We start from the raw sequence: 20,334 nt of genomic DNA, 5'->3' as shown, positions 1-20,334 counted from the left end.
CTCATTTAACTCATTTAAATAATAAGCATAAGTTCGTTAAGGAAAAAGTACAGGTAGAAACGCAGGAATATATAGAAGAGCTTGATAAAGCCGTTGAGGAGGATCGCAAAGCCCATGGAAAAAAGCCCTTAAGAAAAAAAGAGAAGGAGGTGGAAGAAAAGGAAGTCAAGGTTAGTACAACCGATAAAGATAGCGGATATATGTACCGGGAAGGGAAACCAGAAGGCTTCTTTTATCTGGATCATCGCACGACAGATATGAAATATAACATTATTACAGATGTCTATGTCACTCCCGGAAACGTCCATGATTCCCGTCCTTATTTGTCTCGTTTGGACCGCCAGCGAGAGCGTTTTGGTTTTGAAGTAGAAGCTGTTGGACTGGATGCAGGTTACTTAACCGTCCCCATTTGCCATGGGCTGGAGAAGCGAAACATTATGGGCGTCATCGCCCATCGGCGCTTTACTCCCAAGAAAGGCTTATTTCCAAAATGGAAGTTTACCTATGATAAAAAGACAGACAGCTATACTTGTCCCAACGGAAGCACGTTGATCTACTCTACAACGAACCGGGAAGGTTACAGGCAGTACCATTCAGATCCGAGTAAATGCAGGGTTTGTCCTTTCCTCTCCCAATGTACGTCTTCCAGAAATCATAAAAAGGTGATGACGAGGCATGTATGGGAAGAAAGTAAAGAGAAGGTCAGGGAAAACCGGCTGTCTCCCGAAGGGAAACTACTTTATAAAAAGAGAAAAGAAACGATTGAGCGAAGCTTTGCAGATGCGAAACAACTCCACGGGCTTCGCTACTGCCGGTTGAGGAGTGTGAAGGGCGCCAGTGAACAAGCACTGATGACAGCCATCGCACAGAACATAAAGAAGATCGCAAACCACCTTACGAGGGGGTAAGATGGTTTGCGATCTCCTTTAACCCACTAAGAACTTGTCTTTATTAAATCATTTTTATAGAAAGAGAAACCCTCTGCTTTAAAAAAGCAGGGGTTTCTCGACAATCTGAGCTTTCCCTCAGGAAAGCTAAAACATTCTGTATCCTCTTTCTCTCAGCATTCGTATGGCGATACCTGAAAGAATTGCTCCTATAAAACCAGAGAGCAAAATTATTATATCTGCAGTTTTAAGAGAAATTAATTGATTTCCAAGAGTCGGAAAAGCTTCTCCTGGATTAGTAAAATACGCCAGAACACCTGCCTGGTCTACAATAAAAAAGATAACAATCGGATATATTACAGCCATCGTCCAAGTGGAACGGAGAACCATATTTAATATAAAACCAATTCCAAAGAACAGTACAAAATAAAGAACGATAGCAATAATTAACTGTGGCAGCTGTAATTCCATGTACACTCACCTCCAAGGCACCATAAACTAGTTTACTCAATCCAAATTGTCCAGTCAATCTCTAAAGCCCAGGAAGGTGCCACCCGGCTTATTTCAGCATCAAGCGATGTAAAACACTTACCAATAATCCGGAAAATTTTATAGCCATAAACAGCAATAAACCCTCTTTTAAAAAGAGGGTTAGTTAAAATAAAATATTATCTTTTTGTACGTTTCTGACCTGAGCCATGACAGTTATCACATGTTTCGGAGCCGCCAAGTAACAGTTGAAAATACCCTTTCCCGGTGCAATACGGACAATCGGTTGGTTTTAGTTCTCTTTTGCGCAGAGCCATGATGACTCCTCCTTTTCTGTGTATTATTTTCTGAAGTTTCTGATAATATATCAGCTTTAGGATTAATTGAAAAGGAGCAAATAAAGACCATATAAGCCATGTAAGCGCAATCATCTGGAATACCCTTAATTATACTCTTCGAATTTAATATTTTCTGCCTTTTTCAAAAAGTTTATCGGTCTTCAAAAACAGACTGTTTTAAGGAAAAGGTCTGCTAACTTTTGAAAATCAAAAGCGTTGCCATTCTTTTAAATAAAATAAGGGGATTTTAACGACATAGCGGAATGAGAATTCGCTCCGACAGCACTTGCGGTTCCTCATTCCGTTAAATAGAAAAAAGGAGCTCAGGGAGTTATACCAGTTCCTGCTTCCGGGCGAGTAACCGCATATAAGCACATTTACATTAAAACAGACAAATAAATGAAAAAGACAACAAACAAAACGCCTGGGATATAAAATCCAGGCGCTTTTGTTTTTGTTTGCAAATTTTATATATTATTTGTGGTGCACAGCCTTAAAAGATATTCAGCTTACCTTTCTTCAGCACAAGCGGCATACCGCCGAGTAAATAAAGGTAACGGTTATCAATAATCTTCTTCATTGCTGAAGCAGAACCGCCATAAAGCTTTCTTTCCCCGACGATACCGATAGCTTCCTTGCCGCCAAGGGAGGCTACAGTTCCTTTAATTTCAGGCTTGAATGTTTCCAGATGCTCTTCTTTGCCCTGGATTAAAGATTTAAGGTTGTTTGCACATGTATACGACTGCTGAATTGCAATTTGTGCAGTTGGCGGGTACGGGCGGTTGATTTCTTCATTAATAATTAACGCGCAGTCCCCAATAATGAAGACATCGTCATAACCAGGTGCACGAAGATCTTTTTCAACCTTCACTCTGCCGCGCATTGTTTCAAAGCCTGAATTCTCAACAACGGAGCTGCCTCTTACTCCTGTAGTCCAGACGACTGTGCGAGATTTGATTTCACTTCCGTCATTAAGTAAGACACCGTCTTCTTTTACTTCTTTAATTGGGGTTTCAATCAGGAATTCGACTCCGCGGCTTTCGAGCAGGTTCATTGCATATTCAACAAGTTCTTCATCGAAACCAGGAAGGGCTGTAGGCGCGGCTTCTACTGAGTAGATTTTCACTTTGTCTCTCGCGATATCGTACTCTTCACATAATTCCGGAATACGCTCTGATAGTTCACCGACGAATTCAATTCCTGTGAAACCTGCACCAGCAACCACAAAGGTTAATTTATCTTCATGCTTTTCCACTTCGTTATTATAGCTGGCGAACATATATTCAATATGTTCACGGATTTGACGAACAGAGTTGACACTTCTGATAGAGTATGCATGTTCTTTCACACCAGGAATCCCAAATGTCTCCGGCTCTGAACCAAGGCCGATAACAAGGTAATCATAATCCAGCTCTCCGCCTTCGAGAATAACTTTTTTATCTTCTGTTTTAATTTCTTTTACAGCATCTTTTACAAAGTCTATTTTGTTAAGATCCAGGACATTTTCAATTCGCATCCTTGTCTTATCGTGGTGAAGTGTGCCAGCAGCAGGCTCATGAAGCCATGTTGTCTGATAATGGTAATTATGCTTATTTACGAGGGTAATCTCTGCATCCTGATGAACATTTGCTTTCAGAAGACGAGTTGCAGTCATCATTCCTCCATAACCTGCACCTAAAATAACTATTTTTGGCTTTTTATCCATGTTTCTCTCAACTCCATTTTAATTTTATACTTACTCTTCATTTTTCCCGATAACCCGTTTTTACAAGCATGTGTTTTTTTACCATACACGAAACTAAAGTTTGTGATAAAATTCACGTAAGGGTGCATAGTAAATGAATGACCACTTTTTCATCTTGATAGTTTTTCCTGTTTGCACGAAGAGTACTTTTTATCCCATCACAATCATATGGCTTTCCCTGCTTTTTTTCAACTACTTTTTGACTATTTTATGAACATTTTATATAAATCAACAATCTTCTTCATCTTATTTGTTGTAATCACCAAGCCTCTTCTGTACACTTACTTTCAATCCTTATGTTTTACATTTATAATGAATATTGAGAACATTGTCTTGTTCATATTATATTTTGTGGAGGTGTCGTTTTTGGCAGAAGAAAGAGATATATATGACATTACGATTATAGGTGGAGGGCCTGTCGGAATTTTCACCGCTTTTTATGGCGGGATGAGGCAGGCGAAGGTAAAAATTATCGAAGCAATGCCTCAGCTTGGCGGACAGTTATCAGCATTGTATCCTGAAAAATACATATATGATATAGCCGGTTTTCCTAAGGTCGGTGCTCAGGAGCTCGTTGATAACCTTATCGAGCAGGCAAGCCATTTCGACCAGACTCTCGTCCTTGAACAGTCCGTAGAAAAAGTTGAAAAAGGCGAAGACAGCATTTTCACCTTGACAACAGATAAGGAAGAACACTATTCAAAAACGGTTATAATCACAGCTGGTGTCGGCGCTTTCTCACCAAGACGGCTTGAAACAGAAGGCGCAGATCAGTATGAGGGTAAAAATCTGCACTATTTTGTAAACGATCTGAAGAAATTCGCCGGTGATAAAGTAGTTCTGCTGGGAGGAGGCGACTCAGCGGTAGACTGGACTCTCATGCTGGAGGACATTGCCGAAGAGATTTCCATCGTCCATCGCAGGGATAAATTCCGGGCACACGAGCATAGCGTTGAGCAATTATTGAACTCTGATAAAATAAACATTAAAACACCTTATATAATCAGTAAGCTTCATGGAAATGGCGAAAAAGTAACCGCTATTGAGATCAAGCACAAAGATAAGGATGAAACGGAGACAATTGAGCTTGACACTCTAATCGTTAACTTCGGTTTTGTTTCCAACCTGGGCCCTATTAAGCAATGGGGGCTTGAAATTGAGAAAAACTCAATTGTGGTTAACTCACGTATGGAGACAAACATTAAAGGAATATACGCGGCTGGAGACGTGGCGACCTATCCTGGTAAAGTTAAGCTGATCGCATGCGGCTTCGGTGAAGCGCCTGTTGCCGTAAACAACGCGAAAGCTTATTATGATCCAAATGCAAAACTTCATCCGGGACACAGCACAAGCATGTTTTAAAGAACATGATAAAAGGCTCGCTGCACTTGTACATGCAGCGAGCCTTTTATATTGCCTCTGTATCAGGCGGGAAAACAAAAACCAGTTACGTGAAACGTAACTGGGGATTTTTTATTAACAGTCTTCCGGAGTTCCTGCATTCGTTGCTGTTCTGAAAGAAGAACCACAACCGCAGTTTGCAATGGCGTTAGGGTTGTCGATGGTAAACCCGCCGCCCATCATGTTCTCTTTATAATCAATAGCCAGGTCTTTTATTATCGGGGCACTTTCTTTATCTACAACCACACTGATACCGTGCTGTTCAAAAATGGTATCTTCTTCAGAAGCTTCACTTTCAAAGCCCATTCCGTAAGAAAGCCCGGAGCAGCCTCCTCCTTTAACTCCAACACGGAGCATTAAAGAGTCATCGCCTTCCGCTTCCATCATTTTTTTCACCTGTGCCGCTGCTGCTTCACTAATGTTAATCATTCTTTTCACCTCATCTTTTCTTCTGAAGTTAAGTTTAGTATACATTCTCAAGCTTCTTTCATCAAGGTAACAGCTCCCTGTTCTTAAAATAAACAAGGGATTTTTTTCCTGAATTTGTATTTATTAATGTGAACCATCTAATTAATTATTTGTCAATAATTCGCTAAAGATGATAAGATAGATTGAGAGTTTCGAAAAACGAAAAGCTTTTTTGATTCCATACTTACTAATTGCCGCAGCAGGTAAAGCTTTATTCCTGTTATCGCAAAGGACATATTATTGTACTTTAAACTCAATATTTTTTGACAGGGGGAGCATAATGAGCACAATAGTGTTAGACCAGAGTCTTGAGGACATTAAACAAAAAGTTATTGCTGGAGAACGTCTCACTATAGAAGACGGCCTGAAGCTGTATGAAACGCCTGACTTGCTTACCGTCGCACAACTGGCAAACCAGGTGAACGAGCAGAAAAACGGAAATAATGTTTACTTCATAGAGAATATGTACATTAATCCGACAAACGTTTGTGAAGCAAGCTGTGCATTCTGCGGATTCAAACGTAAGCCAGGCGAAGAAGGCGCCTATACTATGGATAAAGAGGCACTGCTTAAATATGTAGCCGATCGCTGGAACGATAATATTCGCGAATTCCATATCGTTGGCGGGCATAACAATGAAGTTCCTTTTGATTACTACCTTGATACAGTACGCACACTAAAAAAGCACTACCCACAGTGCACTGTAAAAGCATATACTGGTGCTGAAATTGAATTCTTCTCCCGTATTTCCGGCCTCTCTATGAGAGAAGTTCTTGAAGAGCTGATTAAAGCAGGATTAGATACTATTCCTGGCGGTGGAGCGGAAATTCTTACGGAGAGATACCGTGCAAAGATGAGCCCTGAAAAAGCATCAACGGATCAGTGGCTTGAAGCTCACGAAATTGCACATGAGCTTGGATTGAAAACTCATGCTACAATGCTTTATGGTTCTATCGAAACTAAAGAAGAGCGACTGATTCATATGGACCGTCTGCGCCAGCTGCAGGACCGCACGAACGGATTTATGGTATTTATCCCGCTGGCTATGCAGCCTAAGAGTGTAAACGCTGGTCTGAAACGCCGTACATCTGCATATGATGACCTGCGCACGGTTGCTATCAGCCGCCTCATGCTCGATAACTTCGATCATATTAAAGCTTACTGGATCAATATCGGGCCTCAGTTAACACAAATGGCGTTGACTTTCGGAAGCTCTGATATTCACGGGACCCTAATTGAAGAAAGAATCTCCCACTCTGCCGGAGCCCTTACTTCACAAGGTTTAACGAGAAGCGAACTGACACACTTAATAAAAGGTGCTGGAAAAGTTCCTGTGGAACGCGATACTTTCTACAACATTGTAAAAACATATTGATTTGATTGAAAACCGGGCAGTGGCTGCTCGGTTTTTTTGTGTCTGTTCGTTTTAAATTTGGAAGGGGATTTCGCAAACAGGATTTTACTTCGAGAATGGACCCGCTGTTTTCGAGAATAGCATGACGCTTCGAGAATAGGACCCCAAATTTCGAGAATGGAACCTGCTATATCGAGAATGGACCCGCTGTTTTCGAGAATAGGATGCCGCTTTCATAAATGGACCCCCGTTTCCGCTTACTAAATCAACTCCTCACAAACAAAAACTGAACATTTTCCAGGGTACCTCCCCGGTCAATGTCCAGTTTCCATTAATTATTAATTTTTTCTTAGACTTTCCTTCTTCCATTCAGTGGATAATAAGTCCCTTCGCATATCGTTTCGCAAGGTCCTTTCATCCATACATGGCCGTTCACATCCCATGTGATAAATAGGTCGCCGCCAGCTAAATGAACAGTCACTTCTTTACCTTTTTGAGCATAACCGTTTAATACTGCAGCAACAACCGCTGCACAGGCACCTGTACCGCATGCCTGAGTTACGCCTGACCCTCTTTCCCATACGCGAAAATGCATTTCTTCCGGGGAGATAATCTCCACGAATTCCACATTTACTCCCTCAGGAAAACGTTCGTGTTTTTCAATCAACGGACCAAGCGTAGTTAGCGGCGCAGCTTCGATATTCCCCACAAAAAACACTGCATGTGGATTGCCCATTGACAGAGCGGTCATTTCGTAATCAGTAGCAGCAGCTTGGATTTTTTCTCCAACAACCGGAGTCTCAGCAGTTCCTGTTAAGGGAATTTCTTCAGGAAAAAAGTATGGCTTGCCCATATCCACAGTTACTAATTCCACTGTTTCTGTTCCCTGAAATAAATGAACCTCAGCTTCCACCACACCCCCAAGAGTTTCAATTTTCATTTTAACGTTGTCAGCCAGCTTATTTTCATAAGCGTATTTAGCAACACATCTAAGGCCGTTACCACAGTTTTTCGCTTCCGAGCCGTCTTTATTGAACACTCTCATTTTCAAGTCAGCTGTTTCTGAAGGCCCGATCAGGATCATACCGTCAGATCCGATGCCAGTATAAATATTTGATACCTCAATAGCAAGCCCTGCGAGTTCGTCCTCGGCAAGCTGTTCGGTAAATTGATTTACGAATATATACTGGTTACCAAGCCCATGCATTTTTGTGAATTTCATGGTCTGCATCCTCCCACTCATCTAATCAGCGTAATCTTTCATTTGTCCAGAAGTAATCCTCATCTGCTTCGAGAATTATCATTGTGGTTTTGCAGCATGGCATATTCAGACGCTGCTTCACTCTGTCTTTTGCTAATTCCAGCGAATTTGCTGACATATGAGTAAGTATATTTTGTTCCCCGCAATACGGGCACTCTGTAAAATACACTTCCCCCATCTGCCGCTCGTATGGCCATGTATGGTCAAAAGGAATTGGTTTCATCTAATCATCCTTTATAATTTGCTGTTATGGAAATATTGTAGCATAATGTCCCGCCATATAAATAAAAAATAAGCTGCCGGAAAAAACCGGCAGCATCGTTTTGAAAACAATGTCAGAACATTGGATTATCTTCTATAAACTGATATATATTTGCCAGCAATTCATCATTGGTTTCCCCTTTGACAATCTCACCATTTACAAGTGCGAATTTACTTCTGGCACATTGTCCGCAAAAGCTTAAACATCCGTATTCTATTACATCAAGATTCGGATCTTTTTCCAGCTTTTCCTTTACTTCCTGGGTGCCGCTTGCTAAATTGCTAACACAAAACTCGATAATAGGCTGCATATAAATTCACTCCTGTGTTAGTCAACATACTTTATAATCCTAACGCTTCCGATATTTCTTGTCAATAATCAGGTATTGGTGTAAAAATCTATTTGGTCAAACAATTCTTAAAAATATTGTTATTTCGACATAAAACTGATAATATTTAATATGGTTAAAAGCGTTTACATAATCGATAAGATGGTTATGGAATTAAAAAATGTACGGTTTTCATGACTTTCTGTTCGCACTTACTGCAGGAGGAGGCTGATTTTGTGCGGAAGTTATTAATTTTAGGCGGCGGATACGGGGGACTCCGCGTAATTCAAAAGTTACTGTCATCTAAGAATATGACAGGGACAGATATCACGCTCATCGAGAAAGAACCATACCATAGCCTGAAAACAGAATTCTATGCCCTGGCGGCAGGTACGGTAGCTGATACCCATCTTCGTATGTCATTCCCAAATGATGTGCGTCTAGAGCTTAAATTCGAAACAGTAACTGAAATTGATCTTGAAAAAAATGCAGTAAACCTTTCTAATGGTGAATCCCAGGCATACGATGACCTGGTAATCGCCCTCGGATGTGAGGACAAATACCATAACGTTCCGGGAGCTCCGGAGAATACGTTAAGCATTCAAAGCATGAGAAAGGCAAGAACAACCTACCATAAACTTCAGAATGTAGGAGCTAACGGAACTGTAGCGATTGTTGGCGGCGGATTAAGCGGAGTGGAACTTGCCAGTGAACTTCGGGAAAGCCGTCCTGATCTGAATATTAAGATGTTCGACCGCGGCCAGAACATCCTCTCCATGTTTCCTGAAAAGCTCTATAACTATGTAACTGAATGGCTTGTGGACCATAATATCGAGATAATTAATAAAGCAAATATCACTAAAGTAGAGCCAAATGTACTGTATAACCACGATGAACCAGCGGCAGCAGACGCTATTATCTGGACGGCGGGAATACAGGCGAATGAAGTTGTACGGGATCTTGAAACAGACAAAGATAAAATGGGCCGGGTAAAAATAACCAAGTATTATGAAATACCTGGTTTTAAAAATGCCTATGTGATCGGAGACTGCGCCTCTGTTGACCATGCCCCAAGTGCACAGCTTGCGGAAGCACAGGCAGAACAGCTTGTCTCTATCTTAACGAAGAAGTGGACAGGGGAAGAGCTTCCGGAAGAACTGCCTAAAATAAAGCTAAAAGGTGTACTCGGTTCTCTTGGAAAAAAACATGGGTTTGGGCTCATGGGAGAAAAAGCACTAACCGGACGTGTTCCAAGAGTACTAAAATCCGGAGTGCTGTGGATGTACAAACATCATACAGGTTATTAGGATTAAAAACCCGTCTGTCATAAAAAAACAGCGGGTTTTTTGATTTGAAAATATATGTCGTATTCACCTTAACAGCAAATAATTAAAGCTGAGCTTCAATTATTTTGTAAATAGCCGGCAGTTTAGGATTCCCTTCCCCTGCTACTTCTCCATTAATTACTACCAGAGGATAAAAGTACTCATCATCAAGAATCTTCATTGAAAAGTCTTTTTCCTCTTCTGATAGAGGAGCTTCAATATCGCAATATTTAAATGTTATATCATAGTCAGGAAATTTGCGGTTCACAGCTGCCTCCAGCCATTCTTTCGTTTCCAGCGCACTGGGCAGGTGAATACAGCTTGCACACTTTTCCTCTGCTCCGTATACTGTAATAGTAATTGGCTGCATAAATTTTCTCCCCTTTAATGAAAGAACACTTTTATTTCATATTGTATCATATGATGTTATAATGAGTTTACATTATCGACACATTTGCGATAGTAAAATGTAAAAAATCTGTTCTGTTCATGGATTTTTTCCCACCGGGATATTATAATAAAGGAAAGAAAGGAGTGTTTTTACAATGGCTGCAAACGCAACTATGGAAGAACAAGTACAAGAGGTACTAGATAAATTACGTCCTTTCCTTCTTCGTGACGGAGGAGACGTTGAACTCGTTGATATTGAGGATGGAGTAGTTAAAGTAAGACTTATGGGAGCTTGCGGATCCTGCCCAAGTTCAACAATCACATTAAAAGCTGGTATTGAGCGGGCACTGCTTGAAGAAGTACCAGGAGTTACTGAACTGGAACAAGTATTTTAATTTATATTAAGAACGCATTCACCTCGGTGAATGCGTTTTTTTTCATTTTCTTTAACTATCACTCCGCCACTTCGGCTTCCGGTTTTATTCCGCCTAATACGTCTGCTATATTTTTTCCGGCGAGAGAAGCCATTTTCAGACGTGTTTCCCTGCTTGCGCTTCCGATATGCGGCAGGACAGTGACATTTTTAAACCGTAACAGCGGATGGTCTTTTCCAATTGGTTCCTCTTTAAAAACATCAAGGCCTGCCCCGGCAATCTGCAGGTTTTCCAGCGCTCCTGCAAGTGCACCTTCATCCACCAGGCCGCCCCTGGAGGCATTAATGAAGAATGCAGTATTTTTCATCTTACTGAAAGCATCCTCGTTAAATACATTCCTCGTAGACTCAGTTAACGGTGCTAGAGATACAACAAAGTCCGCATCTTCCAGCAGTTCTGAAAAGCTTACGTAAGAAGCACCAAGCTCCTTTTCTGCCTGAATGTTCCTTGATCTGTTATGATAAAGTACATTCATTCCAAAACCAGCTGCTCGTTTTGCGACTGCGGCGCCTATCCTGCCCATCCCGAAGATCCCTATTGTTTTATGATGGATGTCGGCTCCTGCAAGAAGCAGCGGACTCCAGTTTTTCCAGCGATCGTCTTTAATATACTCAGACGCCTCCACAAGCCTTCTTGCTGAAGCCATTAGCAGCGCAAAAGTGAGGTCAGCTGTTGTTTCCGTCAAAACATCCGGGGTATTACAGACAAAGACGTTTTTCTCACGTGCAAAGGATACATCAATATTATCGTATCCAACTGCCATGTTTGCGACTACCTTGAGTTTTGGCGCTTGCTCAAGCAGTTCTTTATCAATGCTGTCCGAAAGCATTGTAAGCAGTCCCTCTGCCCTTCCTGCTTCTTCAAGCAGCACCTCTCTCGGCACAGGCTCTTCCTCTTTTGGCCACATTTTTACTTCTGCTTTTTCTTTAAGCGTTACAAGTGTTTCTTCCGGTATTTTCCTCGTTACAAAGACATATGGTCTGGACGACATCAATAAGCTCACCCTTCCTGGAAATGATTTCAGCTCTCATCCCAGTATACCTTTTCCTATTACAGAGGAGCAAAATTCACGATTTAAGCCATTGCCAGAGAGCCAATTAGACAATCCATTCAGGAAGCCCGCTTCTCCGAAGAGAACGATACCTTCTTACTAGCAATGCCAGGAGCTGTTCATATTCTTTGGAGTTGTTAAAAATATGAAGGGCCTTTTGTTCCATCACGATTTTTTCCTTATCGTTTAATGTCTGATAATATCTTTCGATTACTTTAAAATAATGAATCGGAAACATCAGCCTGGCAAACAAGCGTTTTTGATCCGTCCCTGAAAGGCTTCGAACTGATTCATACTCATTTAAAAAGGTATTAATCTTTTTTCCCGCACTTTCTCTTGATGTTTCATTGTCAAGCCACGTACTTCTGAGGTATTCTGCAATATCTCTTGTGTAATGGTCATATGTGAAATCAGACGGGACCTTTACCCGTGATTCATTATTTTCATCCAGAGTAAGCCAGCTCTTTTCGCTGAACCGTTCATGACATATAGTATTGTATCCAGGTGTCTGATAGGACGCCCTTTCAGCTGCTTCTATTTCTCCCATCATTTGAATAGCATTTTCACTCATCCCCAAATAATAAGGAAATGTTAAAAAGAAGTCCTCATCAAACAATGTTTTCTCAGGGTCCTGAACTTTTGCCATATACCATTCTTCCAGCTGATCCAGCCTTCTCTCCCAGCGCTGTTTCCATGTTAGTGACGTCTCACGTGCAGACGCCTTACCGTTTGGGGTATAGCCAAAGCCTTTATTATGGAATTCTGCCAGCCTGCTGCCTGCACCCTCCGTTTTTCTGTATCTGTACTGCCTGTCTCCCGGCTTCTGAACCTGAAAAATAAGTGAATCAGCTCCATCAATATACACTGTATGTCTGCGGTTGTCCGGAGGGAGAAAAATTGCTACATCCGTATCTCCTTGTGAAATGAGCCATTGTGCCATGGCATTCTTTTCAGGAACTTTTTTTATCATCCTTTCATCTGTGGGACGAATGAGATATTTCTCCCCTCCTGCCTCCACAATTTGATCACTCCCGATATGAAAGATTGCATCTGGATATATCCGGTATTTCTCATATAATTCCCGTTCTAACACGTGCTGCCCCCCCTTCGGTCACCATACCGATACTATTGTATGATGAGAAAGCCCAATTTGTTCATCCGCCTATGCGAATAAAACAAGCGTACGGGTATATACTATTGCACATACCAGCTTCACTAAAATGGCTAATTGAACATATACTTATCTATACAATAACTTAGGGTGATGTTATGAAAGAGAACAGTAAGCTTATTACAAAAACGGCGAGAAGCTGGCTTCATGAAAGAGGCGTAACTATTGAAGATATAGCAGAGCTTGTATTTTTTCTGCAGGAGAAGTACTATCCCAATTTAACAATGGATTTATGCAGAGAAAACGTCGAGAGGGTCCTTACTAAACGTGAGGTGCAGAATGCCATCATCACCGGTATCCAGCTGGATCGTCTGGCCGAAGAAAAAATGCTCGCTGAGCCTCTGCAGGGAATCATCGAAAGAGATGAAGGATTATATGGGGTTGATGAAGTCGTTGCTCTGTCCATCGTAAATGTCTACGGGTCTATAGGCTTTACGAACTATGGTTATATTGATAAGCTAAAACCTGGAATCCTGAAAAAACTAAACGATAAAAGTAATGGCTGCCACACCTTCCTGGATGATATTGTAGGAGCTATAGCAGCCGCCGCGTCCAGCCGTCTGGCCCATGGTGCGGAAGATAGTGAATAAAATTTAATAAAGGGTAAAAAAGGACATTCAGCAGATGAATGTCCTTTTTTGTATAAATAACAGATAATTAAGGAGAGGATCGGGTGCTGTATTTATTGGCGGATCGGATCCTCTTTCCACTATTTCATTGATTGCCTTGTTTTTCAAAACTTCCAGTCATCCAGTGAATCGATCGACCAGGACGGCTGGATTTTAAAACCGCCAAGCTGATCCTTTGCCGTCACTCCTGTGTGAACAATAATAGTATCCATACCTGCATTAATTCCAGCAAGTATATCTGTCTGATAATTATCACCCACCATGACGGTATCCTGCAGAGAAGTTCCCAGCATTTCAAGTGCTAATTCCACTATTACCGACTCCGGCTTCCCAATAAAAACCGGTTTTTGCCCTGTAGATACTTCAACGACCGACGTTAGAGCCCCATTACCAGGCAGCAGTCCTCTTTCTGTAGGGATAGCTACATCTCCGTTTGTAGAAATAAAAGCAGCTCCATTACGTACGGCAAGGGCCGCTTTTGCAAGTTTTTCATAACTAATTTCATGGTCTATACCCATGACAACAACTTCAGGTGCTTCTTCTGTCAACCGGTGTCCTTCATCCTCCAGAGCGGTTTTGAGTCCTTTCTCTCCTATCATATAAACTCCGGTCTCACCGTACTGCTTTTTAATAAATCTGGCCGCAGCTACACTTGAAGTGACCACCTGTTCCGGTTTCGCCGGTATGTCCATGGAGAGGAGCTTATCAGAAACCTGCTCAGGTGTCTTGGAAGAGTTATTCGTCACAAACAAATGGGGTATTTCCTGTTCTGCCAACTTAGTAACAAATCTTGAGGCAGCATCGATTCTTTCCTCCCCCCGATACATCGTGCCATCAAGGTCAATTAAATATCCTTTATATTGTTTCATTGCTGAAAACCTCCAATAATTATGTATCTTTATTCCTGCAAGAGAGTGAAAAAAAACCGCCACTTTATAAGCGGCGTCTTAATTAGTTCTATTGATTTTATAATAACAATAAGGTGCTTGTCCAGAGAGCATAAACGTCTCACATTTTACTTCTGCCGGGCTAAGCAGCTCCTGGAATAAAGCTCTTTCCGCCTTGCATAAGTCGGGAAATTGCTTTGCAGCTTTAAATAGAGGGCAGTTGAACTGCTTAATTACATAAGATCCATCTTCTTCACGAACAAGCTCAACCATGTATCCATCTTCGTTCTGAATTCTTGCCAGCTCATTTACTTTTTCATCGTAATCCTTTGAAGACAGTCTCTTCTCATGTTTTCTGATAAGCCTGTTATTTCTCTGCAGAAACAATTTCCATACTACACCGGGGCCGTTAATCTGTTCTGTCCCTCTTAGCAGATCAATAGCCAGACTGCTGTAATCCCTCGGAAATAATTCTTCCCCTGCAGAAGTCAGCCTGTATAGTTTGACAGGTCTGCCCATTGACTGGCGTACCAGGCTTGTCATAACATAACCATCTTTTTCAAGGGTGTTAAGATGCCTTCTGACAGCCATTTCAGTTATATCCAGTTTTACAGCTACACTTGCAACAGTTAATTCCTGCTGCTTTTTAAGCAGCACTAAAATCTGATCCCGTGTTGAGGTGGGTTGTAAGGCCATTTTCCTCACCATCCTTCAGCTTAATTGTATAGAAAGGAAAACAGCTTGTAAATTTACTATACAGAAAGTTAGAAAAATAGCCTTAATTCGTTCAAAAATTGTTCACTGCCTGCTCGCCCGATGAATTAATCTTTTTGCGGCAGGAATGCGGAAACAGGTCCTAGTTCGTTTTCAATATACCGGCGCACTTTTCCTGGATAATTAAGCAATGCTGTGCTTTCCGCAAGCATGCTATCGTGAAGCTTTTTATGGTCAATGTTTGTATATTCCTGAAGCAGTGGTTTTCTCCATGCAAAAACTCTTTTAAGGGAGTCTCCTTCAGGCTTGGAAATAACCTTTTCATCAACAAGGATATCAATAATATCGTTGTAGCTTCCCGGGTCTCTCATAATGAACCCATCGATCATCTGATTTCCGGTGTCTGTGATCGTTTCAATTAACATATGGCTGATTCGTTCCAGTGCAGCTTTCTCTACTTCGGAAACCCATTCTTTACTTTCAGAAAAAACCTTCATATTTTTTTCTAAATAAACAAGCCTTTTCTCAAGCAATTCTCTGTCAACAAAATACATAACAGAACAATCCCCTTTCTTTTATAGGCTGTATTAAACTTAGATGTTGATTTCACTACAGGACGCTCGCTTGCCTCGGGCATTGCTTCAGCTTCCTCGGGAAAAACCGCCCTGCGGGATCTTCAGCTAATGCTATTCCCGAAGGCGTCTCACGCCTTTCGCTACAATCAAATTTTCAAAACCAACATTCACGTTTAAGATAGCCCTTCCCAAAAACAAATAGTATGTCACATTTAAGGTTTTTCGATGATTAATTCCCTGAAAAACGAAAAATAAATGTATTTTAAACATGTTTTTTGTTATTATGATGTAGGATTATGTAATAACAAATACAGAACAGGGCTATGCACTGATTTCTTTTCAGTTTACATAGTATAGAAAAATAATATCATAGAAAACAATTTGGAGAAACTGGAGGTACTTTTTATGGATCGGGAATTAGCACTGGAAATCGTAAGAGTCACCGAAGCGGCAGCACTTGCTTCCTCACAATGGATGGGGAGAGGATTAAAGAATGAAGCGGACGATGCGGCAACAACAGCAATGCGGAGCATGTTTGATTCTGTAAACATGCAAGGTACTGTCGTTATTGGCGAAGGAGAGCTGGACGAAGCACCAATGTTATACATAGGAGAAGAACTGGGCAGCGGAAGCGGCCCGGAAGTGGATATTGCGGTAGATCCCCTGGAAGGGACCAGCATTGTTGCAAAAGGCCACCCCAATGCCATGGCAGTTATTGCAGTAGGAGATAAAGGAACTCTCCTGCATGCCCCGGATATGTATATGGAAAAAATAGCGGTAGGCCCGGAAGCTGCAGGCTTAGTCCGTCTCACAGACCCTATTGAAAAAACTATTGATATCGTTGCCAAAATGACAAATAAGCGCGTAAGAGATGTCACTGTAATCATACAGGAAAGAAAGAGACATGAAGAACTGGTAGAAAGAATACGGAAAAAAGGCGCACGTGTTAAACTATTTGGAGACGGTGATGTAGGAGCATCTATCGCCACGGTCATGCCGAGAACCGGAATAGATTTGTTCGTGGGAACAGGAGGAGCCCCTGAAGGAGTGATCTCCGCTGCAGCGATCAAAGCTCTGGGCGGTGACATGCAGGCAAGGCTTGTGCCAATGAATGATGAAGAAGCTGAGAGATGCAGGAAAATGGGGATCACTGATTTATCTGAAGTTCTTCAGCTGAACGACCTTGTTAAAGGAGACGATGCGATTTTTGCCGCCACAGGGGTTTCTTCAGGAGAACTTCTTGAGGGCGTAAGGTTTCTCGGAGGGGATCTCGTTGAGACAGATTCGATTGTAATGCGTGCAAAAACCGGGACAATCCGGTATATTAAGACACATCATCGACTGGAAAGAAAACCTCATCTTGCAATGCCTGAGGATCAGTAAGAAATTGGAGAATCGAAAAGGAGCGGGATTATATGTCAGAACGTTTTTTCTTATATGATGAAACGGAAGAAACAAAGACCAGATATGTAAGCTTTATGGGGGAGCATCAGAGATTTGATCTAGTAGTAATCACAACAGACCGTTATTACGGTAAAAAGCTCGTCCTTGACATACAGTCCAGCCGTTTTGCTATTCTTGGCCAGGACGACCTCGAAGAACCAGGATACCTTGAGGAGACCTTTAAAATGAATGACGAAGAAGGCGGGGAACTAAGGGAATTTCTATACGAAATCCTCTGAATGGCCATTTCCTCTCCAGCACCAAATATTGTGTTCATTGAACTGCCGAAGATATTTCCTCAAATGCAGTTCCATTATTTGCACACAGCTATTCAGGAAAGAAAACACCTTTTTGCCAATAATAAGGGCAAGGAGGTGTTTTTTGATGGATCATGAACTGGACAAAGATGAAAAATACTCTGATTTTATAACGGTGGAAAAGAACAGGAAACAACTTATCCCTGAACAGTCTCCTGAAGGTCCGTATGGCTCTCCTATTGAAGGAACTCTTAAGAAGACTACTCCCTGGGAAGAAGGGCAGCAGGCTGCCAGCGCCTTTGTTTACGAAAATCGCAACTATCACCAGAATGCACCAAGAAAAGAAGCAGGAGCCCACCCTACGCATGCAGACAAACGAGTCGATAAAAGTAATCCTTATTAACATCTGCTTGAATTCCAATTTAATATAAAAAAGGCAGCAAAAAGAGACTGGGGACAAAAGGATATTTCCTAAAGAAAAAAACGAATGAGGAGCAGAACAGGAGCATAGATAACGCTCCGGAAGAGGAAGAGACAGTCGTATATTTCCTGACCTAAGTGAACTTTACCATTCGTTTTTTCAAGGTAAATACTTTTCTCTGTCCCAGTCTCTACTGTTTAAGAAGGACTTTTTTCTTCTCCCTTTACTTTTTTCAGCACAAAATATGCGCAGCCGAAGTTACAGTATTCATATAAGTACTCCGGGAGAGAACTGATCTTTGCGTCAAAGCCGGATTTTTTATGACTATCCTCAAAAAAACCTTTTAACCTGAGCTGTTCATAACCCCAGTCACCGACTATATAATCATATTTATTTAATACATCACTGTATCTGTTTTTGAATTCCTCTTCTGCCCATCCATCGCGGACATCTTCCAGAACCTCATAAGTGTTTCCCTGGATGCGGACCATATAGCATACACCTCACTTTATATATATATCTTGCCTGATTTCTCATGGAATTTCAATATTGATTATTATCCTGAGGCACAAATTACCACCATTTTTCTTCCTTCGTTCGGAAAACCTACTGAACAGGAGGTGGTATAAAATGAAAAAGGGATCAATTAAATGTATGATCGGGTTACTCTGCATGTCATTTGCAGTTACAGGGTGCGGAGCTGAAAATAACGCCGGAGGGGCACAGGGGCAGCAATTCGATCTGTTCCAGGGATACAGGCAGCCTGACAGTAATTTGGTCATAAACAGAAGGGCCAATTCTGAATTTGATAAATATAACAGGTTTGGGTTTGACCACCAGACAAGAGATACTGCATTAAGCGGCCAGGAAGCGGCTGGTTATGCTGTTTATGACAGGTCGCTGATGGCACAGACTATCAGCCAGATGGCTGCTTTAAATCCATACTTAAATGAAGTGGCAGTATTGGTTACAGACCAGCATGTGCTGATGGCTTACGATACTCCTTCAGAGGATCGTGATTTTGTAGCTACTCAGGTGAAAAAGACCGCCCTGTCCATTGTTCCTGCTTATTTCGATGTGTATGTAGCTGATAACCCTGGCTTAATTCAGGACATTAAGAGATTTCAGGGGCTGTCTCCAAGAGAACCTGAATATGCAAAAACACTGGAACAAACCATTGAAGAAATGAAAGAGTACCCTCAAGGTGAAGAAGTGGACCTTAATCCGGATATGCTTCAGAATACTGAGTATGAAACTTCAGACAGTGACAGAAGGACAGAGGGCAACTCTATGCAGGAAAATTAATAATATAAAAAGTCACTTTCCCTGCATGAAGGAAAGTGACTTTCTTTTTATGCCTGCTCAGCCGCGTTAACCTGTTCATCCGCATGATAGGAAGAGCGAACGAGCGGACCTGCTTCACAATGCTTAAACCCTTTACTGAATGCAATATCCCTGAGTTCATTAAATTCCTCAGGTGTCCAGTATTTTTTGATCTTTAAGTGTTTCTTTGTAGGCTGTAAATACTGGCCGATCGTCATAATATCCACGTCTACTGCCCGGAGGTCGTCCATTGTCTGGATGATCTCTTCTTTTGTTTCTCCTAAACCAATCATCAGGCTTGATTTAGTAGGAATCTTAGGCTGCATTTCCTTTGCCCGTCTGAGGAATTCCAGAGATCTTTCGTATGTGGCTCTTGCCCGTACTCTTGGTGTCAGGCTTCTTACAGTTTCGATATTATGGTTTAAAATGTTAGGGCGTGCATCCATTAAAATACGAAGGTTCTCTTCTTTTCCGCCCATGTCAGAAGGAAGCACTTCGACTGTTGTAAATGGACTGGACCGTCTGATCGCTCTGACTGTCTCAGCAAAAATTTCTGCTCCCCCGTCTTTCAGATCGTCACGGGCTACCGCTGTAATAACTGCATGCTTTAATCCCATTAGTTTCACGGATTCTGCAACTCTTTCCGGCTCCTGTCTGTCAAGTTCATTGGGAAGTCCGGTTTTTACAGCGCAGAAACGGCAGGCTCTCGTACAAACATCACCAAGAATCATGAAAGTAGCTGTTTTTCTTTCAGCCCAGCATTCATGAATATTAGGGCATTTCGCTTCCTCACATACAGTATGTAGTTTTTTCTCTCTCATCATTTTCTTTAAACCGGTATAAGATTCATTCGTGTTAAGTTTTATTTTCAGCCAGTCAGGCTTCCTGATATACTCTTCTTTTTTCGCCATTTTTCCACGCTCCTGTCAGTTACAGTATACTACTTAGTTTAATGGATTTGCTATCTAATATCCTGTCATTATCGCCCGTTTTCTTCCGCCTGAACATCTTCGCTTCCACTCATGTTTTGAGGCGGGAGTTTTACGGACGGTTACATCGGGATAAACTGTTCTGCCACTTGTTACTTTATCATGAAAAGCCCGAAATCTCAAAGGTTCTGTTCTAAAGCCACGCCTTGCCTTTTCCACTATTTCCCGGAATGGATTCATAGTGGATTACCGT

The 20,334-nt window shown here is 41.6% G+C and carries 25 protein-coding genes; 10 read left to right on the top strand and 15 right to left on the bottom strand.

What is annotated here, in order from left to right:
- Positions 1-908, top strand: a 908-nt coding sequence (locus tag BK582_RS09550; protein ID WP_078594641.1) for an IS1182 family transposase, incomplete at its 5' end; no start/stop codon positions are given.
- A gap of 126 nt (positions 909-1,034) precedes the next feature.
- On the opposite strand, the gene BK582_RS09545 is transcribed toward BK582_RS09550, so the two are convergent.
- The 3 genes from BK582_RS09545 to BK582_RS09535 form a co-directional block, all read right to left on the bottom strand.
- Positions 1,035-1,358 carry a YuiB family protein gene (locus BK582_RS09545; RefSeq protein WP_078594639.1) on the bottom strand — a complete coding sequence of 108 codons (324 nt, stop codon included), beginning with the start codon at positions 1,356-1,358 and terminating at the stop codon, positions 1,035-1,037.
- 197 nt (positions 1,359-1,555) lie between these two features.
- Positions 1,556-1,693, bottom strand: coding sequence for a YuiA family protein (locus BK582_RS26920; RefSeq protein ID WP_167553062.1), 138 nt, complete (start codon positions 1,691-1,693; stop codon positions 1,556-1,558).
- Positions 1,694-2,207: 514 nt separating this feature from the next.
- On the bottom strand, positions 2,208-3,419 hold the full coding sequence (locus BK582_RS09535) for an NAD(P)/FAD-dependent oxidoreductase (RefSeq protein ID WP_078594634.1): 1,212 nt from the start codon (positions 3,417-3,419) through the stop codon (positions 2,208-2,210).
- Between the two features lie 405 nt (positions 3,420-3,824).
- Between BK582_RS09535 and BK582_RS09530 the strand changes: the two genes are divergently transcribed.
- Positions 3,825-4,820: an NAD(P)/FAD-dependent oxidoreductase gene (locus BK582_RS09530; RefSeq protein ID WP_078594632.1), complete on the top strand. Its 996-nt coding sequence runs from the start codon at positions 3,825-3,827 to the stop codon at positions 4,818-4,820.
- 114 nt (positions 4,821-4,934) lie between these two features.
- Here the strand turns inward: BK582_RS09530 and BK582_RS09525 are convergent, their stop codons facing one another.
- A complete protein-coding gene (locus BK582_RS09525) occupies positions 4,935-5,288 on the bottom strand; it encodes a HesB/IscA family protein (protein ID WP_078597940.1) in 354 nt (117 codons plus the stop codon).
- 319 nt (positions 5,289-5,607) lie between these two features.
- Between BK582_RS09525 and mqnE the strand changes: the two genes are divergently transcribed.
- Positions 5,608-6,702 (top strand): aminofutalosine synthase MqnE, encoded by a 1,095-nt coding sequence (mqnE, locus tag BK582_RS09520; RefSeq protein WP_078594630.1) that lies wholly within the window; start codon positions 5,608-5,610, stop codon positions 6,700-6,702.
- A gap of 328 nt (positions 6,703-7,030) precedes the next feature.
- Here mqnE and dapF read toward each other — a convergent pair whose 3' ends face one another.
- The 3 genes from dapF to BK582_RS09505 all read right to left on the bottom strand — a co-directional run bounded on the left by dapF (position 7,031) and on the right by BK582_RS09505 (position 8,514).
- Positions 7,031-7,912, bottom strand: coding sequence for a diaminopimelate epimerase (dapF, locus tag BK582_RS09515; RefSeq protein WP_078594627.1), 882 nt, complete (start codon positions 7,910-7,912; stop codon positions 7,031-7,033).
- Between the two features lie 16 nt (positions 7,913-7,928).
- Complete coding sequence (locus BK582_RS09510) at positions 7,929-8,165, bottom strand: hypothetical protein (protein WP_078594625.1); 237 nt, start codon at positions 8,163-8,165, stop codon at positions 7,929-7,931.
- A 112-nt stretch (positions 8,166-8,277) separates the two neighbouring features.
- Positions 8,278-8,514 carry a YuzB family protein gene (locus tag BK582_RS09505; RefSeq protein WP_078594623.1) on the bottom strand — a complete coding sequence of 79 codons (237 nt, stop codon included), beginning with the start codon at positions 8,512-8,514 and terminating at the stop codon, positions 8,278-8,280.
- A gap of 254 nt (positions 8,515-8,768) precedes the next feature.
- Between BK582_RS09505 and BK582_RS09500 the strand changes: the two genes are divergently transcribed.
- Positions 8,769-9,839: an NAD(P)/FAD-dependent oxidoreductase gene (locus BK582_RS09500; protein WP_078594620.1), complete on the top strand. Its 1,071-nt coding sequence runs from the start codon at positions 8,769-8,771 to the stop codon at positions 9,837-9,839.
- Between the two features lie 82 nt (positions 9,840-9,921).
- On the opposite strand, the gene BK582_RS09495 is transcribed toward BK582_RS09500, so the two are convergent.
- Positions 9,922-10,227: a YuzD family protein gene (locus BK582_RS09495; RefSeq protein WP_078594618.1), complete on the bottom strand. Its 306-nt coding sequence runs from the start codon at positions 10,225-10,227 to the stop codon at positions 9,922-9,924.
- A gap of 175 nt (positions 10,228-10,402) precedes the next feature.
- Between BK582_RS09495 and BK582_RS09490 the strand changes: the two genes are divergently transcribed.
- Entirely contained in the window at positions 10,403-10,642 is a 240-nt protein-coding gene (locus BK582_RS09490; protein WP_078594616.1) for a NifU family protein, read from the top strand.
- A gap of 58 nt (positions 10,643-10,700) precedes the next feature.
- On the opposite strand, the gene BK582_RS09485 is transcribed toward BK582_RS09490, so the two are convergent.
- Positions 10,701-11,672 (bottom strand): 2-hydroxyacid dehydrogenase, encoded by a 972-nt coding sequence (locus tag BK582_RS09485; protein WP_078594614.1) that lies wholly within the window; start codon positions 11,670-11,672, stop codon positions 10,701-10,703.
- A 106-nt stretch (positions 11,673-11,778) separates the two neighbouring features.
- Positions 11,779-12,825 carry a spore coat putative kinase YutH gene (gene yutH, locus BK582_RS09480; protein WP_078594612.1) on the bottom strand — a complete coding sequence of 349 codons (1,047 nt, stop codon included), beginning with the start codon at positions 12,823-12,825 and terminating at the stop codon, positions 11,779-11,781.
- A 176-nt stretch (positions 12,826-13,001) separates the two neighbouring features.
- Between yutH and BK582_RS09475 the strand changes: the two genes are divergently transcribed.
- Positions 13,002-13,493, top strand: a complete 492-nt coding sequence (locus BK582_RS09475) for a phosphatidylglycerophosphatase A family protein (RefSeq protein ID WP_078594610.1) — start codon at positions 13,002-13,004, stop codon at positions 13,491-13,493.
- 143 nt (positions 13,494-13,636) lie between these two features.
- Here BK582_RS09475 and BK582_RS09470 read toward each other — a convergent pair whose 3' ends face one another.
- The 3 genes from BK582_RS09470 to BK582_RS09460 form a co-directional block, all read right to left on the bottom strand.
- Positions 13,637-14,401, bottom strand: a complete 765-nt coding sequence (locus BK582_RS09470; RefSeq protein WP_078594608.1) for a TIGR01457 family HAD-type hydrolase — start codon at positions 14,399-14,401, stop codon at positions 13,637-13,639.
- Between the two features lie 78 nt (positions 14,402-14,479).
- Entirely contained in the window at positions 14,480-15,115 is a 636-nt protein-coding gene (locus tag BK582_RS09465) for a helix-turn-helix transcriptional regulator (RefSeq protein ID WP_078594606.1), read from the bottom strand.
- A 125-nt stretch (positions 15,116-15,240) separates the two neighbouring features.
- Positions 15,241-15,687 carry a DUF86 domain-containing protein gene (locus tag BK582_RS09460; protein WP_078594604.1) on the bottom strand — a complete coding sequence of 149 codons (447 nt, stop codon included), beginning with the start codon at positions 15,685-15,687 and terminating at the stop codon, positions 15,241-15,243.
- Positions 15,688-16,113: 426 nt separating this feature from the next.
- On the opposite strand from BK582_RS09460, the gene glpX reads away from it, so the two are divergent.
- The 3 genes from glpX (at position 16,114) to BK582_RS09445 (ending at position 17,811) form a co-directional block, all read left to right on the top strand.
- Positions 16,114-17,091 carry a class II fructose-bisphosphatase gene (glpX, locus tag BK582_RS09455; protein WP_078594602.1) on the top strand — a complete coding sequence of 326 codons (978 nt, stop codon included), beginning with the start codon at positions 16,114-16,116 and terminating at the stop codon, positions 17,089-17,091.
- Positions 17,092-17,123: 32 nt separating this feature from the next.
- Positions 17,124-17,390 (top strand): DUF3055 domain-containing protein, encoded by a 267-nt coding sequence (locus BK582_RS09450; protein ID WP_078594600.1) that lies wholly within the window; start codon positions 17,124-17,126, stop codon positions 17,388-17,390.
- Positions 17,391-17,535: 145 nt separating this feature from the next.
- Positions 17,536-17,811, top strand: coding sequence for a hypothetical protein (locus BK582_RS09445; RefSeq protein ID WP_078594598.1), 276 nt, complete (start codon positions 17,536-17,538; stop codon positions 17,809-17,811).
- Positions 17,812-18,026: 215 nt separating this feature from the next.
- Here the strand turns inward: BK582_RS09445 and BK582_RS09440 are convergent, their stop codons facing one another.
- Positions 18,027-18,320 (bottom strand): YutD family protein, encoded by a 294-nt coding sequence (locus BK582_RS09440; RefSeq protein WP_078594596.1) that lies wholly within the window; start codon positions 18,318-18,320, stop codon positions 18,027-18,029.
- 139 nt (positions 18,321-18,459) lie between these two features.
- Here BK582_RS09440 and BK582_RS09435 point away from each other — a divergent pair, with 139 nt between their 5' ends.
- Entirely contained in the window at positions 18,460-19,134 is a 675-nt protein-coding gene (locus tag BK582_RS09435; protein ID WP_078594594.1) for a YhcN/YlaJ family sporulation lipoprotein, read from the top strand.
- A gap of 47 nt (positions 19,135-19,181) precedes the next feature.
- Here BK582_RS09435 and lipA read toward each other — a convergent pair whose 3' ends face one another.
- Positions 19,182-20,063 (bottom strand): lipoyl synthase, encoded by an 882-nt coding sequence (gene lipA, locus BK582_RS09430; RefSeq protein WP_078594592.1) that lies wholly within the window; start codon positions 20,061-20,063, stop codon positions 19,182-19,184.
- Positions 20,064-20,334: the final 271 nt, after the last annotated feature.

The organism is Evansella clarkii (assembly GCF_002019695.1).
In the GTDB taxonomy this organism is placed as follows: Bacteria; Bacillota; Bacilli; order Bacillales; family Salisediminibacteriaceae; genus Evansella; species Evansella clarkii.
Note: the sequence above shows the minus strand (reverse complement) of the source record. Positions and strands in the feature narration are given on the sequence as shown.